Annotated in this window: 12 protein-coding genes; 11 read left to right on the top strand and 1 reads right to left on the bottom strand. The window is 38.2% G+C overall.

Translation table 11 applies throughout. The features are described 5' to 3' along the window. Window positions 1–82: 82 nt before the first annotated feature. The 4 genes from I858_RS11655 to I858_RS11640 all read left to right on the top strand — a co-directional run bounded on the left by I858_RS11655 (window position 83) and on the right by I858_RS11640 (window position 3531). Window positions 83–781: a response regulator transcription factor gene (locus I858_RS11655; RefSeq protein WP_049693444.1), complete on the top strand. Its 699-nt coding sequence runs from the start codon at window positions 83–85 to the stop codon at window positions 779–781. Then, window positions 765–2135 (top strand): sensor histidine kinase, encoded by a 1371-nt coding sequence (locus tag I858_RS11650; protein WP_049693443.1) that lies wholly within the window; start codon window positions 765–767, stop codon window positions 2133–2135. The genes I858_RS11655 and I858_RS11650 overlap by 17 nt, the downstream gene beginning before the upstream one ends. Continuing rightward, window positions 2135–2830, top strand: coding sequence for a PepSY domain-containing protein (locus I858_RS11645; RefSeq protein WP_049693442.1), 696 nt, complete (start codon window positions 2135–2137; stop codon window positions 2828–2830). Before I858_RS11650 ends, I858_RS11645 begins: the two co-directional genes overlap by 1 nt. Before the next feature lie 110 nt (window positions 2831–2940). Then, window positions 2941–3531: a PepSY domain-containing protein gene (locus tag I858_RS11640; protein WP_049693441.1), complete on the top strand. Its 591-nt coding sequence runs from the start codon at window positions 2941–2943 to the stop codon at window positions 3529–3531. A gap of 68 nt (window positions 3532–3599) precedes the next feature. Here the strand turns inward: I858_RS11640 and I858_RS11635 are convergent, their stop codons facing one another. Then, the gene (locus I858_RS11635) at window positions 3600–5165 is read right to left on the bottom strand and encodes an ATP-binding protein (protein ID WP_049693440.1); all 1566 of its coding nucleotides are present in this window, start codon (window positions 5163–5165) and stop codon (window positions 3600–3602) included. Window positions 5166–5347: 182 nt separating this feature from the next. Between I858_RS11635 and I858_RS11630 the strand changes: the two genes are divergently transcribed. From I858_RS11630 to I858_RS11600, 7 genes are all read left to right on the top strand, one after another. Next, complete coding sequence (locus tag I858_RS11630) at window positions 5348–6400, top strand: M42 family metallopeptidase (protein WP_049693439.1); 1053 nt, start codon at window positions 5348–5350, stop codon at window positions 6398–6400. Between the two features lie 19 nt (window positions 6401–6419). Next, window positions 6420–7880, top strand: a complete 1461-nt coding sequence (locus I858_RS11625; RefSeq protein WP_049693438.1) for a UDP-N-acetylmuramoyl-L-alanyl-D-glutamate--2,6-diaminopimelate ligase — start codon at window positions 6420–6422, stop codon at window positions 7878–7880. Window positions 7881–7986: 106 nt separating this feature from the next. Beyond that, window positions 7987–9555, top strand: coding sequence for a peptide chain release factor 3 (locus tag I858_RS11620; RefSeq protein ID WP_049693437.1), 1569 nt, complete (start codon window positions 7987–7989; stop codon window positions 9553–9555). 402 nt (window positions 9556–9957) lie between these two features. Beyond that, the gene (locus I858_RS11615; protein WP_049693436.1) at window positions 9958–13017 is read left to right on the top strand and encodes an efflux RND transporter permease subunit; all 3060 of its coding nucleotides are present in this window, start codon (window positions 9958–9960) and stop codon (window positions 13015–13017) included. A 74-nt stretch (window positions 13018–13091) separates the two neighbouring features. Beyond that, window positions 13092–14171, top strand: coding sequence for an SDR family oxidoreductase (locus tag I858_RS11610; RefSeq protein ID WP_049693435.1), 1080 nt, complete (start codon window positions 13092–13094; stop codon window positions 14169–14171). Window positions 14172–14391: 220 nt separating this feature from the next. Beyond that, window positions 14392–15177: a TerC family protein gene (locus tag I858_RS11605; protein WP_049693434.1), complete on the top strand. Its 786-nt coding sequence runs from the start codon at window positions 14392–14394 to the stop codon at window positions 15175–15177. Between the two features lie 239 nt (window positions 15178–15416). After that, on the top strand, window positions 15417–16766 hold the full coding sequence (locus I858_RS11600; RefSeq protein WP_049693433.1) for a TrkH family potassium uptake protein: 1350 nt from the start codon (window positions 15417–15419) through the stop codon (window positions 16764–16766). The last annotated feature ends 50 nt before the right edge of the window (window positions 16767–16816 follow it).

Below are 16816 nucleotides of genomic sequence, written 5' to 3'. Positions count from 1 at the left end.
CCTCCGGGTCGTTTTTTTTTCGTTTGTAGAACTGTTTGTGCATTTCGAATATCTGCTATGATGAAGACAAGAGGTGATTGCAATGGCAGAACGTATTTTAATTGTTGAAGATGAAAAAAGCATTGCCCGCGTATTGGAATTGGAACTGAAATTTGAAGGATATGAAACAGGTGTTGCACATACAGGATCTGAAGGCCTAATTCAATTTCGAGAGCATTCTTGGGACTTGATCCTGCTCGATTTGATGTTGCCAGAAATTCATGGATTGGACGTCTTGAAACGGATTCGATCTTCTGATAAAACAATCCCGGTTATTTTACTGACAGCCAAAAACGATGTCAAAGATAAAGTAGCAGGCTTAGATCTAGGCGCAAATGATTATATAACAAAGCCGTTTGAAATCGAAGAAGTGCTGGCTAGAATTCGTGCCTTTTTGCGTTTGTCTAATGGCAGTCAAAATGCCTCGTTTCACCGCTTTCATGACTTAGAAATGAATGAAAGTACACGTGATGTAAACCGTCGAGGACGCATGATTGAATTGACCCCTCGCGAATTTGATTTACTGCTTTATTTAATCAAAAACTCACAGCAAGTGCTTAGTCGTGAGCAAGTGCTCAATGCGGTATGGGGGTATGATTATTACGGAGATACCAATGTGATTGACGTCTATATTCGTTACTTGAGAAAAAAAGTAGACGCGGGTGAAAGTTCAACGTATATCCAAACTGTTCGCGGTGTCGGATATGTGCTAAAGGAGCAACTCAATGAAACTGAAAAATAAAATTCACATTTCTTCTACATTGCTGATGCTTGTCATTTTAGTGGTGCTAGCTGTTGTTATTTATTTTTCATTTAGTCGATTGACTTACTCAACAGAAGTTACTCAACTTCAAACAGAAACAAACGCACTAGTAGCCGAATTTAATAAAGTTGAAAGAACCGATCCAAGTACGGTATTGCGTGCTTATGTACCAGTTGATGGAATTGTTCAAGTAACAACTCCTGATAACAAAAAAATGTCACCCATTCAGTCACCATCTGTAACCATCGAACTGCCTACTGATTTGGAAGAACAATCTGGAACTCTAACTATAAAAGGAAAGCAGTTTGCGTATGTAAAAGCACCACTTATTTGGACAGACGGAGATGTAGCAGAAGTGACTGTGGCGCAGTCTTTACACGAGACGACGAATAATTTAACTACATTGCGACTCGTATTACTCGTCGGAACATTAATTGCAATGATTCCAGTAGTTATTTCTAGTATCGTACTGGGGAAAATTGTGACATTGCCGATTACAAATTTAACGACTACCATGACGCGCATTCAGCGTAACGGTAAGTTTGAAAAGCTATTGATCGAAAGAGATTCTCATGATGAACTGGCTCAAATGGGGAGTACCTTTAATGAAATGATAAGCTTGCTAGAAGAAAACTATTCTAAGCAAGAAGAGTTTGTGTCGAATGCTTCTCATGAACTAAAAACACCACTTACGGTCATTGGAAGCTATGCCAAATTACTGCAGCGGCAAGGCATGCAAGACAAAGAAATTGCGGAAGAAAGTATAGCCGCGATTCGAGCAGAAACCGATCGGATGAAAGCTTTAATTGACCGTTTATTGCATATTGCTCGGCGCAGCGAATCATACGTAGACTGGACAGAAGTCGATGCTTACAGCTTATTGGAACAAACTGTTACTGCAATGAACACCGCTTATGACCGAGAGTTTAAATTAGTCGCAAAAAAAGAGCTATTACCGATTGTCACAGATGTTGAAAAGTTCAAGCAATTGCTTTATATTTTGTTGGATAATGCTAGAAAATACAGTTCTGACAAAGTAGAAGTAATTGTTGAGCAGAACGACCATCTTGCAATTCGAATTTGTGATAGAGGAATAGGAATTCCAAAAGAATCAGTGCCATTCGTTTTCGAACGATTTTATCGTGTAGATAAAGCAAGAAGTCGCGATACAGGAGGATTTGGATTGGGGCTTTCACTAGCTAAGCAGCTTGCTGATTCCTTACAGATATCCATCAAACTCGAAAGTATTGAACATGTCGGGACTACAGTTTCTCTCGTCTTCACAGAGGATTTTAATGTGGAAGAAGTATACTCAAAGCAGGAGGGGTTATAATGCGAAAAAGAGTGATACTTTCAGCAGCCACTATCTTGCTTGGAGCGGTCGTGTTACTTTTCTTACTGGTGCCTCAGTCTTCGCAAGCTATTACAAAAGAGCAGGCAACTAAAACTGTTATTAGTCTTTACGGAGGAAAACCAGAAAAAACGACCGCGCGACAATATAAATACGAAGTGGAATTTCAACGAGACAAGGGTCTTTACTTAGCACAAGTTAATCGGGAAAGTGGCCAAGTAGAGTCAGTCGAGCTGATCGAAAAAGCACAAACTGTTGAAACTTTTACCCAACAGCAAATTGAAAAAATTGCACTAGAAAGAGTACCAGGTAGTATCGAAAACATTGAGTATAAAGAGAAAAAAGATGAGTATGCAGTTCACATTAAAGATGACAAACAACTATCAATAGTTGTTTTGTCGGCCAAGTCAGGAAAAGTCAGTTCAATTAAGCAAGAGCCAGTTGCGACAGATGAAGGCGTAGAGCAGTCAGAACCCGATCGAATCATTACACGCAACGAAGCGATAAAGCGAGCGAAAAAAACATTAGAAGGCGAAGTGCAAGACGTCGATTTTGAAGAAACAGAAGACGGCGGGTATTACTTAGTGGAAATTGAAAACGAAGAAACAGATCAGGAAGCAACGATTCAAATTCATGCTGTTCGAGGCAATACTATGACTGTCGAGTGGGATAATTGAAGCTAACGAAATCTTCGTGAATTTCTCATCAAACTCTCATAAAGCTTTAATCTTCTACTCAGATGACAAAGTTATAGTAAGAGTAACAACAAATGAGGAGGAGAAGTTACATGAAAAAATTAATGTATATTCCATTAGCAGTGGGAGTTTTAGCTTTCGGGGGCATTGCATTAGCCAATTCACAAACATCAACAGAAGTGAAGAATGATACCGAGAAAGTCTCTACTGAAAAGTTAGTCGGTATCGAGGAAATTTCAGCAAAATCACTTGAACGAGCAAATGGCAACATTACCGATATCGAATTGGATATGGACGATAAAAAAGCACATTACGAAGTAGAAGTTGATTTTGATGGCTATGAATATGATTTTGACTTTGACGCTTATACGGGAGAAGTAATCGAAGAAACCCGTGAGAAAAAAGATGCTGATGATGCTAAAGAGTCTACTGATACGATTGCAACAGAAGGACTGATCAGCTCTGATCAAGCAATTGCAGTGGCTTTAGAACAAGTCAATGGCACATTCGATGGATTTGAGTTGAAAACAAAAAACGGTATTGCTTATTATGAGATAGAAGTTCAAGATGGCACAATTGAACATGAAATCGAAGTCGATGCGAAAGACGGTGCTATTTTAAAAATTGAGTCCGATGACGAAGACGAAGACGAAGACGATGTTGATGATGATGATCGTGACTAATCAAACTAAAAAATAACGAAAAACTAAAAAGCTTCGCTGGAAATCATGTGATTTCCAGCGAAGCTTTTTTAATATAATGGCAGTAAAATTTTTGCGACTGTTCCAACTCCTATTTTACTTGTCACTGAGAGTGAGCCGTTATACTCTTGAATGATTTTTTGTGAAACCAGCAATCCAAGCCCTGTGCCCGTTGCTTTTGTTGTATAGAAAGGTTCGAATATATCAGTTAAATCTTCTTCAGAAATCCCGTTTCCGGAGTCTTCAAAACTAACAGAAAACATCTTCTCATCTTCAGCTTTTAACGTGACAGAAATTTCTCCAGGCTGTTCCATTGATTCAACAGCGTTTTTCAATAAATTGATGAACACTTGCTTCAAATGATTTTCTTCACCTTCAAATGAAATAACTTTTTCCCAGTTTTTACTTAATTGAATGCCGTTCATATTTAGCTCAGAACTAAATAACAGAAGGATATCATCTAACGCTTTTTGAACACTGAATACTTTTAAGACGGCAGCTTGTGGTTTGGCTAAAACTAAAAATTCACTAATGATCAAGTTGATGCGGTCTAACTCGGACTGAATAAGTTCAGTATACGCCGGGAACATATTTTTAGGATCATGATGCATAAGTTGAATAAACCCTGAAATCACTGTCATAGGATTTCTAATTTCGTGGGCAACTCCTGCTGCAATTTCTCCAGCAAGTTTGAGTTTTTCAGATTGGATAATCAGCTTCTCTGACTCTTTTTGATAGCTCATGTCGCGTGAGATAATAGAAGTCGCAATTACTTTTTTTGAATCATCATAAATAGGTGATAAAGTCACTTGTGCATGAAAGCGACTGCCGTCTTTTCGAGCATCTTCTGTTTCTAACAAAGAGTAACTTTTTCCTTTTCGAACTTGTTGTGTGCGAGCATCGACAGCTTGTTTGTGATCTTCTGGATAAAGCGGCAAAATTTGTCCGATGCATTCTTCAGAATTCCATCCGTACAGTTCTTCAAAAGCAGGATTTACCGCGATGATTCGATCGTCTGAATCAAAAACAGCGATCGCATCTTTAGCTGTTTCGAAAAAAAGTTGCAAATACCCTTCTTTTGACAGCAAAGCCTTTTCCATTGAAGCATTTTTGAGTTCTAATTGTTTCCAGTACCTACTAAAGTAAAAGCTGTGAAGCACAGTAAGCGAAAATACGGATAGTGTGAAAATAAGAATAGACACTTGTGTATAAGACAATGTGCCACCTGTTTTAAAGCGATCGTATATGGTAAGGAGAAATGCGAATTCAATAATTGTTACAAGTCCAAGAATAAGAATGGGTTTTGTATCATTGTATAAAGCGCCTGCAATGATAGGTACGATAAAATAGACAAGTGTGATAGGCGACAAGGATTCGAAGTTTAAAATAAGGATATATAAATTCATCGCAAAAAGAATCGCATACTGGATACTGAGATCGTTCATTTTGACCATGAGTATCAGTAACAAAACATAAGAAATTATTCCAAAAACAGGAGAAACGATAGCAGCATTCATGTAGATTAAATGATTAAGCAGGAAGTGAAAAATACTCAAAAATCCATAAATATGAACGAATAATTGACTTCTTTTTCGATTGATAACTTTACTTTCCATTAAGCACCTCAAAGTTTATACTTTTAAATTGGATAAATGCATTGCTAATTAGCAAAAGATTAGAGTTACATGTTCAAACAAAAACTGAAAACTATCAGCTAACTTATATTATAATACTACAAGTCAGGACTGTCCGAATATCTTAGATTTTGATATGATTAAAAGATCGAGGAGTGATAATGATGACTTATCAATGGAATAAAAACGAAACGATCGATTTACTAAAAGAGTTAGCAGAAATTCCAAGTCCATCTGGTTATACGATGGATGTTATGTCAACAATCAGTTTGTTGTTGACTGACTGGAATGTTGAGTACAAAACGACTCATAAAGGAGCCTTAATTGCGACAATACCAGGAAAAAACCAAAATCAGCATCGGTTGTTGACAGCACATGTTGATACACTTGGAGCAATGGTAAAAGAAATCAAGCCAAGCGGTCGCTTGAAACTATCATTGGTTGGTGGTTTTAAATTTAATGCCATCGAAGGTGAAAATTGCCTTATACATAAAGCAGATGGGTCGACAATCTCAGGAACGATTCTTTTGCATCAAACAACTGTTCACGTCTATAAAGATGCCGGTACTGCTGAACGCAGCGCAGACAATATGGAAGTGCGTTTAGACGAAAAAGCTTTTTCGAAAGAAGAAGTGCAGGGTTTGGGCATTGAAGTGGGAGATTTTGTATCATTCAACCCAAGGTTTGAAACGACAGCTTCTGGATATATTAAATCACGCCATTTAGACGATAAGGCAAGTACAGCATTATTGCTTCAATTAGTAAAACACTTGAGTAAAACAAAAGAACAACTTCCGCACACGACTCATTTCTATATTTCTAACAATGAAGAAATTGGCTACGGCGGAAATGCTAGCATTCCAGTAGAAACACAAGAATACATTGCGGTTGATATGGGTGCAATTGGTGATGGACAAGAATCAGATGAATATACGGTGTCTATTTGTGCAAAAGATTCAAGTGGCCCTTATCATTACGGATTAACACGTCATTTAATTTCGCTAGCTCAAACAAATAACATTGATTATAAAGTTGATATTTATCCGTATTACGGATCGGATGCATCTGCTGCGATCAGTGCAGGTCATGATATTAAACATGCTTTGTTTGGTCCAGGAATTGAGGCTTCTCATTCGTATGAGCGCACACATACCGATTCATTACAAGCGGCGGCAGCATTGCTTCATGCATACGTGTTGTCTCCACTGGTTTCATAAGAGTTAGGAGAGGGTTTTCATGAATAGCAAAGAATTACTTTCAGCAATTCCTTACAAGCAACTTGAAGGAGCATTGCCTGAACAAATCCAGCATATGACAATCGATTCTCGTGATATTCAAGCGGATTCTATGTTCATTTGCATTGTGGGCTATACAGTGGATGGTCATGACTTTGCGCAACAAGCAGCGAATAGAGGTGCGACCTTAATCGTAGCTGAAAAGCCAATGGCGATAGATAATGCGACAGTGTTAATCGTCGATGACACAACGCGAGTTTTAGGGCAGTTTGCCGCTAAATTTTACGAATACCCATCGAAACTTTTGCATATGATTGGAATTACGGGGACTAATGGTAAAACCAGTGTTGCTGGAATTTTGCATTCCCTACTAATGGAGTTAGGGGAAAAGTCAGCATTGTCAGGAACAATTGGTTTTAATTTAAATGGTGAATTGCATCCGTCAGCGAATACGACAAATGATGCATTAACGACGCAACAAATGATTGCACGTGCGCGAGATGAAGATTGCTCACACATGACAATGGAAGTTTCATCACATGGCTTGATTCTCGGGCGTTTAGCTGGCGTGGAATTTGATACAGCGATTTTCACTAATTTAACCCATGATCACTTGGATTTTCATGGAACGATGGAAGAGTATGGTCATGCAAAAGCATTGCTTTTTTCACAATTAGGTCAAGATTTAGCAAATCAAAAGCAAGCCATCTTGAATGCTGACGATCCGTGGTCTTACGAAATCGCAAAAACAACATCGCATCCTGTTTATACGTATGGAATTCACAACAAAGCGCAATTCCAAGCGAAGAATATCAACTTGATGCATACCGGAACTACTTTTACGTTAACTTGTGTAGAAGGTGAGTTTTCTGTTTCTATGACTTTGTTAGGTGAATTCAATGTCTCGAATGCATTAGCTGCTATCGCGGCTTTGTATGCAGAAGGTTATAAGATAGAAGAAATCTTGAAGGCACTAGCATTAATTGCGCCAGTAGAAGGACGCATGGAACAAATAGAAATAGACGTGCCTATTTCTATGTTTATCGATTATGCTCATACACCGGATGCTATTGAAAAAGCGATCAATGCCGTAGCAGATTTCAAAACAAATCGTATTATTTTCCTTGTTGGAACAGGTGGCAATCGTGATAAAACCAAACGTCCAATTATGGCTGAAAAAGCATCTGTTGCAGATTATGTCGTGTTAACAACAGACGACCCACGGGATGAAGCATACGACAGCATTTTAGCTGATTTACAAACAGGCATGACTCACGAAAATTTTGTTTGCATCGGTGACCGAAAAGAAGCTGTTATTCATGCAGTGCAACAAGCACAAGCGGGTGACATTATTATTTTTGCAGGAAAAGGACATGAAGATTTCCAAATCATCGGCAATACAAAGTATCCGCATAGCGATAAAGAAATTGCAATACAAGAAGCAATGAAAAAATTTCGATAAAAAAGAAGCCTCACGAGGCTTCTTTTTTCTGTGGACGTTAAAATCCCTTGTTTTTTTCAGCGTGCTTCTCTAATATGAAGAGAGTAGATTAAAGGAGCGTATAAACATGCCGGACCAATTAACGAATGAAATTCAAAATAGAAGAACCTTTGCCATCATCTCTCACCCAGATGCTGGTAAAACAACATTAACAGAGAAATTATTATTGTTCGGTGGTGCTATTCGTGACGCTGGAACAGTTAAAGGCAAGAAAAGTGGGAAGTTTGCAACATCCGACTGGATGGAAATTGAAAAGCAACGCGGTATTTCTGTAACATCTTCTGTTATGCAATTTGATTATGATGGAAATCGCGTTAATATTTTAGATACTCCTGGTCACCAAGATTTTAGTGAAGATACGTATCGTACGTTAATGGCAGTCGATAGTGCGGTAATGATTATTGACGTAGCTAAAGGAATAGAAGCGCAAACAGTCAAACTATTCAAAGTCTGCAAAATGCGTGGAATTCCAATCTTTACTTTTATCAACAAAATGGATCGTCAAGGAAAAGAACCATTAGAGTTGATGGAAGAGTTAGAAGAAGTACTCGGTATTCAATCGTACGCAATGAACTGGCCAATTGGCATGGGGAAAGAATTCCTTGGTATTTATGATCGCTATAACAAACGTGTGGAACCTTTCCGTTCAGAAGGAGAACGTTTTCTCGAGCTTGATGAAAATGGGCGATTAATCGAAGACCATGACATGAAAAAAACATCATATTACACACAAGCGATGGAAGATATCGAATTATTGGACGAAGCGGGCAACGACTTTTCAATTGACCGTGTTAAAAAAGGTGAATTAACACCTGTCTTCTTCGGTAGCGCATTAGCTAATTTTGGTGTGGAAACATTTCTTGAAACGTATTTGCAATTTGCGCCACCACCTCAACCGCGTATGACACAGGATGGAGATATCGTTGATCCAATTGAAATGCCATTTTCAGGATTTATCTTTAAAATCCAAGCCAATATGAATCCTGCTCATCGTGATCGTATTGCGTTTGTCCGCATTGTGTCTGGCAAATTTGAACGTGGAATGAACGTTACTTTGGCACGCACTGGAAAAAGTATTAAGCTATCCCAAACTACTCAGTTTTTAGCTGATGATCGTGAAATGGTTAACGAAGCAGTTGCTGGTGATATTATTGGTTTGCATGATGTAGGAAATTATCAAATTGGAGATACAATTACGAGCGGTAAGAAATTTCAGTTCGAAAATTTACCACAATTTACTCCAGAACTTTTTGTAAAAGTAACTGCTAAAAACGTTATGAAACAAAAACATTTTCATAAAGGAATTCTTCAGCTGGTACAAGAAGGTGCAATTCAGTACTATAAAACACTTCATTTAGAAGAAGTCATTTTAGGTGCCGTTGGACAACTTCAATTTGAAGTATTCGAACACCGGATGAAAAATGAATACAATGTAGATGTGCGTATGGAACCAATCGGTTCGAAAATTGCGCGGTGGATTGAAAATGAAGAAGATGTTAAAGAATCAATGTCTAGCGGTCGTTCTATGTTAGTTCGTGACCGTTTCAATCGATATGTCTTTTTATTTGAAAACGAGTTTGCGACACGTTGGTTCCAAGACAAAAATTCGAATATCCGCCTTTATAGCCTACTGTAAACTGAAACCTGCCAAAGCTAGAGCAGCGATGCAAGAGGAGTTCTTTGCCCTTCGCCAGTTTGCGCTCCGCATCCTAAACTACCAAAAGATTTAAGATCCTCTGAATAAAAAACGGATGAATAGCCTGGTCTTTTTCAGTATAGTAATCGGTCTGGCCACGGAGACTTCCGTGGGACAGCGAAAGCTGAAGACTCCGCAGGAAAGAGAAGTGGCCAGACCGGTTGGGTTGATTTTCTGCTATTCATTTTAGATAGACTTTGTCTACAGTGTGAAACCTGCTTCGGCAGGTTTTTTTTGTTTTTTTAAAAATATGGCAGATAAGTGAACACGCTCTATAAAATTTGCGGTTAGAACTAATTTTTCTTATGATATAAGAACAAAGTAAAGAGAGGGTTGGAAGCAATGAAAATAAGCGACTTTTCGATCAAACGACCTGTCTTTACACTGGTCATTATGTTTTTAATCATTATTTTGGGAGCAGTGTCATTTTCACGCATACCCATCACACTAATACCAGAACTCAATCCACCAATTGGTGTTGTCGTAACTAATTATCCAGGTGCGAGTCCAACAGAAGTTAGTGAAAAAATTACGAAGCCGTTAGAAGCGAATTTAGCAACTTTACCAGGGATTAAATCGATTCAATCGAATAGCCAAGAAGGCTCGAATTTTATCCTTTTGGAATTTGATTGGTCGACAAATATCGATGACGTGCAAACAGATATTGCGCAACGAATCGACCAAACACCCATTCCTGATGATTCAAATGATCCACGGTTTTTAAAGTTTGATCCGTCTCAATTTCCAATTTTGCAATTGTCGTTGCGTTCGAGTGATCCAGATGCAGATGTGCGTGTCATTGCAGAAGAATTAGAAACAGAGCTCCGTCAAACAGAAGGGGTAGCAAGTGTTAACGTTTCAGGTTCTTTAATAGAAGAAATCCAAATTGAATTAGATCAAGCGGCACTTGAAGAGCGTGGCTTGCAACAATCAGACGTTGTGCAATTGATTCAAGCCAATAATATTTCACTACCTGGCGAACCCATTGAAACTCAAGATGGTCGCAATTTAACTACACGTATTATTAGCACTTTGACAAATGTAGAGGAAATACGAGATCTTGTTTTAACCATTGATCCAGTAGATGGAGATAATGTGACAATTGCTGATGTCGCCAAAGTTGATTTGAGTGAGCGTCAAAATAATAGTGAAACAAGAACGAATGAAGAGCCAGCAGTATTGCTATCTGCTCTTCAGGAATCTCAAGCTAATACTGCTGAAGTTTCAGATGCTTTCCAAGAAAGATTAGATGAATTACTGAGTGAAGAGCGTTTTGAAGGAGTACAAGCAGATATTTTGTTTGACCAAGGCGATTACGTCAAACTCGCTATCAGCAATATTGGGCAGACTTTGATCTTGGGTGGAATTTTTGCTATGCTGGTTCTCTTCTTTTTCCTGCGTGGCATTAAAAGTCCAATCATTATCGGTGTAGCTATTCCTTATTCGGTTATTGTTACATTTGTTCTTATGTTTTTTGCCGACTTTGCTTTGAATATCTTAACCTTAGGCGCATTGGCTCTAGGAATCGGAATGCTAGTAGACAATGCCATTGTTGTTATCGAAAATATTGAACGCCATTTGGCGATGGGTAAGAATGCTAAAAAAGCTGCCTCTGAAGGGGCAAAAGAAGTTTCAGGTGCGATTATTGCTTCTACTCTCACAACTGTGGCTGTGTTTATACCTGTCATATTCATATCAGGATTGATAGGAGAAATTTTCTTTGAATTTGCTTTAACCATTTCGTTTAGCCTGGTTGCATCTTTAGCGGTTGCTTTGACTGTTATTCCAATGATGGCATCAAGAATGCTGGGCAAACCGAGTAAAAAGCCGAAAGTGCAAAGAGAGACTTCAAAGAGCGTCAAAATATTTGAAGGATCGGTTGTTTGGGCTTTACGACACAGAATTATTGTGTTGTTTACAGCACTCGTTTTGCTATTAGTGGGTGCTTTTGGCATTATGCAAGTTGGAACAGAATTTATTCCTGCTACAGATGAAGGCTTCGTCAGTGTGTCTGTCGAGCTTGAAAATGGATCTTCTAAAACTGCGACAGACGAAGTGGTCAATTTGATAGAAGATGAACTAAAGCTTGAAGAAGATGTTGACGTGTATGTTAGTTTAGTGGGTTCGACACAACAAGGACAAGCACAAGGATCAGCAGAAACGAATGTTGCTGAAATTTACGTAAAATTAGTAGATTTAGCAGATCGTGACCGCTCTGTTTTTGACTTTGTAGACGATGTGCAACCACGTGTTCTAGAGACTGTCGGGGATCGTGCACTTGTTAGTTTTAATTTGCAAACAGCTGCAGGTTCTTCACCAAATACTTTATCCTTCACTGTGACAGATACAGATCGTTCAAGACTGGATCAAGCAGTCGCTGATATTGAATCTGCTTTGACAGAGCTTCCAGAAGTAACGGAATTAACTAACGATCGTCAAGAAACCATTGATGAAATCCAGATGACTATCGACCGTGAAGCCGCCACAGAATATGGCTTACCACCGGTTCAAATAGCACAATCTGTCAATAACATCACACGCGGAGTTTTGGCGACTCAAGTATTAACGGAAAACGATGAAGTTCTCAGCGTTTATGTGGCTTATGAAGAAGGAGAACGAAATAGTCTTGAAAAGCTTCGAACACTTTCTTTACGGACTCCTTCAGGAGAATTTGTTGAGCTTCAAGAGTTAGCTGACATTGAAGTTGCTCAAGGTCCTGTTAGCATCCAACGGGTCGACCAAGCAGATAGTGTTTCCTTTACTTTGCAACACCAATCGAGTATTACACTAGGAGACATGGCCGATCAAGTAGATAAGACTATTGAAGAGTTGGAGCTAAGCGATGATACAATGATTTCGTTTGGCGGAGATAGAGAATTACTAGATAACTCCATTAACGATATGCTACTAGCTGTCTTACTAGCCATTGTGCTTGTCTATATTGTTATGGCTGCACAATTCGAATCCTTTAAGTATCCACTCGTTATTATGTTCACTGTTCCATTGATGGCGATTGGCGTAGCGATTGCATTATTCGTTACGCAAACACCCGTCAGCATTACTGCCGTTATCGGATTGCTTGTGCTAGTCGGGATTGTCGTTAATAATGGGATTGTATTGGTTGACTATATCAATCAACGTAAAGAAGCCGGTATGGATTCTTATGATGCCATTGTCACTTCTGTTCATGATCGTCGTCGTCCGATTTTAATGACGGCGTTAACAACCATTCTAGGATTGCTTCCTTTGGCGATCGGTATAGGAGAAGGTACTGAAATTAATCAGCCGATGGGAATTACAGTAATTGGTGGACTTATTAGTTCGACGTTATTGTCACTTTATATAGTGCCAATTGTCTACAGTCTTTTTGATCGACAAACAAGAAGAATGAATAAAAAGTAAGCCTTCGGGTTTACTTTTTTTTGGCTGTAAATCATCAGAAAGTTTAGTATGATGAAAGAAAAGGGGCTGAAGTAATGACTGAAGTAGTGTTTACTGGATTTCCAGGATTTATCACGAGTCAATTAATTTATAAGCATGCACAAAAAGGCAAACTGATTACGGCTATTATCTTATCGTCTGAACGAGTAAAAGCAGAAAAAGAAGCCGAGCGTATTGAAAAGGAAACAAATTGTCGAGCGATTAAGCTAATTGAAGGAGATATAACTAAACAAGGTTTAGCACTTACTGAAAATGATAAAGACTATCTTAAAAATAAAGAAATCATTTTTTGGCATTTAGCAGCTATTTATGACTTAGCTGTTCCAAGAGACATTGCATGGAAAGTGAATGTAGAAGGAACACGTTTTGTAAATAGATTTGTAGCAGAATTATCAAATCTTAAGCGTTATATTTATTTCAGTACGGCTTATGTTGCTGGAAATCGACAAGGAACAATTTATGAAAGAGACTTAAAACGTCCTCAAGCTTTTAAAAATTTTTATGAAGAAACTAAATTCGAAGCAGAGTTGCTTGTAGATGAGCTAAAGAAAACCTTGCCAGTAACCATTATTCGACCTGGAATCGTCCGTGGACATTCTACTACAGGAGAAACCATTAAATTTGATGGACCTTATTTTTTCCTTAATTTGATTGACCGTGTTAAATATTTGCCGTATATTCCTTTCGTAGGCTATTCTAAATCGTACATCAATGTAGTGCCGATTGATTATATTTTAAATGCTTCTATTTATTTAAGTAAATTAAATGAGGCAGCTGGTCAAACTGTTCATCTGACAGATCCTCATCCGCATCCCGTAGAAGAAGTTTATCGGAGAATGGTGTATTTAATGACTGGAAAAAACCCAAAAGGCCGGTTGCCACATAGGTTAGCTAAAATGTCGTTGTCGTTAGCCACTGTGAGAAAATTTTTACGCGTTGAAATTGAAACTTTGGATTATTTGACGTGGTCTGCTGATTTTGATACTCAAAATGTTAATCGCTTGTTAAAAGAGAGTAATATTTGTTGTACAGATTTTTTAGAAACGATGCCTAAAATGGTCGAGTTTTACAATGTACATAAAAATGACAAAAACTTTCAAGTCACTATTACTTAAACTTTCATGGCGTATAAAAAGATGCTATACTAGCAATACAACTCAATATACTTTGACTTTCAGTCAAGGGGAGTAGCTATAGGGAAACCTATTTCACAGTCGTCAATACATGGTTAGTAGCCATCGGTTGTGATAGCAGACGAAATTTGCTTAGCGAGACCTTTGCCTTTATTTAGGCAAGGGTCTTTTTTGTTGGCAAAAAACAGGAGGAGAAAGCAGAATGGAAGCAATTTTATTGGAGTATGCCTGGGTCTTATTGGTTTTAGTAGGACTTGAAGGTTTACTAGCTGCAGATAACGCAGTGGTAATGGCAGTAATGGTTAAGCATTTACCAAAAGCACAACAGAAAAAAGCGTTATTTTATGGATTAGTAGGAGCTTTTGTGTTCCGTTTTGCGGCGTTATTTATGATTACGCTATTGGTTAACATTTGGCAAATTCAAGCACTTGGCGCGGCTTATCTGTTGTTTATTTCGATTAAGAGTATATACGATCAGCGTAAAGGAGATACAGATGAAATTCTTGAAGGCGTTGATGCAAAACCAAAGAAAAAAGGTTCTGGTTTTTGGATGACGGTTTTGAAAGTTGAACTAGCTGATATCGCATTTGCTATCGACTCAATGCTAGCAGCTGTGGCTTTGGCAGTTACGTTGCCACATTTGGATGTGTTTGGCCTGAAGGATATTGGTGGTATTAACTCAGGTCAGTTTATGGTCATGCTTGCTGGTGGATTAATTGGTGTAATTATCATGCGATTTGCAGCACACAAATTTGTACAGTTGCTAGAAAAATATCCGCAACTCGAAACAGCAGCATTTGTTATTGTTGGATGGGTTGGAATAAAGCTACTCGTTATGACTTTGTCTCATGAAAACGTGGGTATACTTCCTGAAGACTTCCCACATTCTACACCTTGGACGCTGGTCTTTTGGTCAGTATTACTTGGTATTGTTGTTGTAGGTGGTATTTTAGGAGTTAAGCAAAACAAAGAGCAAGAAAATCACTAAATGCTTGAACAAGTGTTAAAAAGATGCAATGGATATAATTCCATTGCATCTTTTTGTATTAAAGATTAAGAAGAAACTTACGCCAGTGAAATCTAGTAAACCGTTTCTTTATGGTAATATGACAGATATAGAGAGAATTCTAAAATCTATCTGAAATAGATTGTCGATTTCTCTTTCTTTTTGTCTATTCTTTTCATAGAATGAGAAGAGAGTAAAACGCTGAAGGGAATCAATGTCTTATGAATAAATCATTTCAAAAAGTACGGAATCTTACACCAGCACAGGTTATCGTGGCGTATTATTTTGTGGCAATTGCTGTTTCCTTCTCATTATTGAGGTTACCAAATGTTCATAAGCCCGGGATGACCATTCCGCTAATCGATAGCTTGTTTACTGCGGTAAGTGCAATAAGTGTCACAGGGTTATCGGTGATCAATATTAGTGAAACTTATTCAGTATTCGGTGTTGTTGTATTGATGTTCATCCTCCAGTTAGGAGGAATTGGCATTATGTCTATTGGAACGTTTTTCTGGCTTCTCGTAGGTAAACGCATTGGATTACGTGAACGCCAACTAATCATGGTGGATCACAATCAGTCGAGTATTTCAGGCGTTGTTAAACTAATTCGGGAAATTGTGAAAATAATGTTGCTAATAGAAGCGGTTGGTGCAATTATACTGACAATTTATTTTACACAGTATTTCTCAACGTTCCAAGAAGCCCTCCTTCATGGTGTTTTTGGCGCTATTACAGCGACTACTAATGCTGGCTTCGATATTACGGGCGAATCATTGATGCCTTATTTTAACGATTATTTTGTTCAAATCATGAATATGATTCTGATTATTTTAGGAGCTATCGGTTTTCCTGTTTTGATTGAAGTAAAAGAATTTATATCCAACAAAAAAAAGCACTTTCGTTTTTCTCTTTTCACAAAAATTACAACAAGTATTTTTGCTGTATTACTTGTAGTAGGAGCCATAGGAATTTTCTTGTTGGAATCTGTTAAAGCATTTAAAGCAATGAGTTGGCACGAGTCCATGTTTGCAGCAATTTTTCATTCAGTTTCAACGCGTTCAGCTGGACTGGTGACCGTAGACATCACACAATTTAGTGATGCGACAAATGTTTTTATGAGCGCATTAATGTTCATCGGAGCATCTCCAAGTTCTACTGGGGGCGGAATCCGTACTACGACTTTTGCGATTGCGATTTTGTTTCTGATTAATTTTGCGCGAGGAAAAAACACTATTCAAATTTTCAGACGTGAAATCGAGTTAACTGATGTCTTTCGAGCGTTTGCCGTTATTTTCTTAGCATTTTTTATCGTCTTTGCTGCTACACTTGCGTTACTGGTTACTGAACCTACAGCAACGGTAGTCGAAATCATATTTGAAATCACTTCTGCTTTTGGAACATGTGGTATGTCGCTTGGAATTACTAGTGATTTATCAGAAGTCGGTAAGTTTATCATTATGGCATTAATGTTCGTAGGGCGTGTGGGATTGATTTCTTTCTTATTCACAATAGGCGGTAAAAATGATCCGACCAAGTTCCATTATCCAAAAGAACGCGTAATTATTGGCTAACCCTTACAGGATGCCTTTCTAGTGAAAAAAGACTATAATCAGGACAGTGG

The sequence above is a fragment of the Planococcus versutus genome, assembly GCF_001186155.3.
Classification (GTDB): Bacteria; Bacillota; Bacilli; order Bacillales_A; family Planococcaceae; genus Planococcus; species Planococcus versutus.
This window is presented reverse-complemented; position numbering and strand designations above follow the sequence as displayed.

What these genes read in the sequence shown, in the direction of transcription:
- I858_RS11635 (WP_049693440.1), bottom strand. Translation starts at nt 5,165, where the DNA reads ATGGAAAGTAAAGTTATCAATCGAAAAAGAAGTCAATTATTCGTTCAT.
- I858_RS11630 (WP_049693439.1), top strand. Translation starts at nt 5,348, where the DNA reads ATGACTTATCAATGGAATAAAAACGAAACGATCGATTTACTAAAAGAG.
- I858_RS11605 (WP_049693434.1), top strand. Translation starts at nt 14,392, where the DNA reads ATGGAAGCAATTTTATTGGAGTATGCCTGGGTCTTATTGGTTTTAGTA.
- I858_RS11620 (WP_049693437.1), top strand. Translation starts at nt 7,987, where the DNA reads ATGCCGGACCAATTAACGAATGAAATTCAAAATAGAAGAACCTTTGCC.
- I858_RS11645 (WP_049693442.1), top strand. Translation starts at nt 2,135, where the DNA reads ATGCGAAAAAGAGTGATACTTTCAGCAGCCACTATCTTGCTTGGAGCG.
- I858_RS11600 (WP_049693433.1), top strand. Translation starts at nt 15,417, where the DNA reads ATGAATAAATCATTTCAAAAAGTACGGAATCTTACACCAGCACAGGTT.
- I858_RS11655 (WP_049693444.1), top strand. Translation starts at nt 83, where the DNA reads ATGGCAGAACGTATTTTAATTGTTGAAGATGAAAAAAGCATTGCCCGC.
- I858_RS11650 (WP_049693443.1), top strand. Translation starts at nt 765, where the DNA reads ATGAAACTGAAAAATAAAATTCACATTTCTTCTACATTGCTGATGCTT.
- I858_RS11610 (WP_049693435.1), top strand. Translation starts at nt 13,092, where the DNA reads ATGACTGAAGTAGTGTTTACTGGATTTCCAGGATTTATCACGAGTCAA.
- I858_RS11625 (WP_049693438.1), top strand. Translation starts at nt 6,420, where the DNA reads ATGAATAGCAAAGAATTACTTTCAGCAATTCCTTACAAGCAACTTGAA.
- I858_RS11640 (WP_049693441.1), top strand. Translation starts at nt 2,941, where the DNA reads ATGAAAAAATTAATGTATATTCCATTAGCAGTGGGAGTTTTAGCTTTC.
- I858_RS11615 (WP_049693436.1), top strand. Translation starts at nt 9,958, where the DNA reads ATGAAAATAAGCGACTTTTCGATCAAACGACCTGTCTTTACACTGGTC.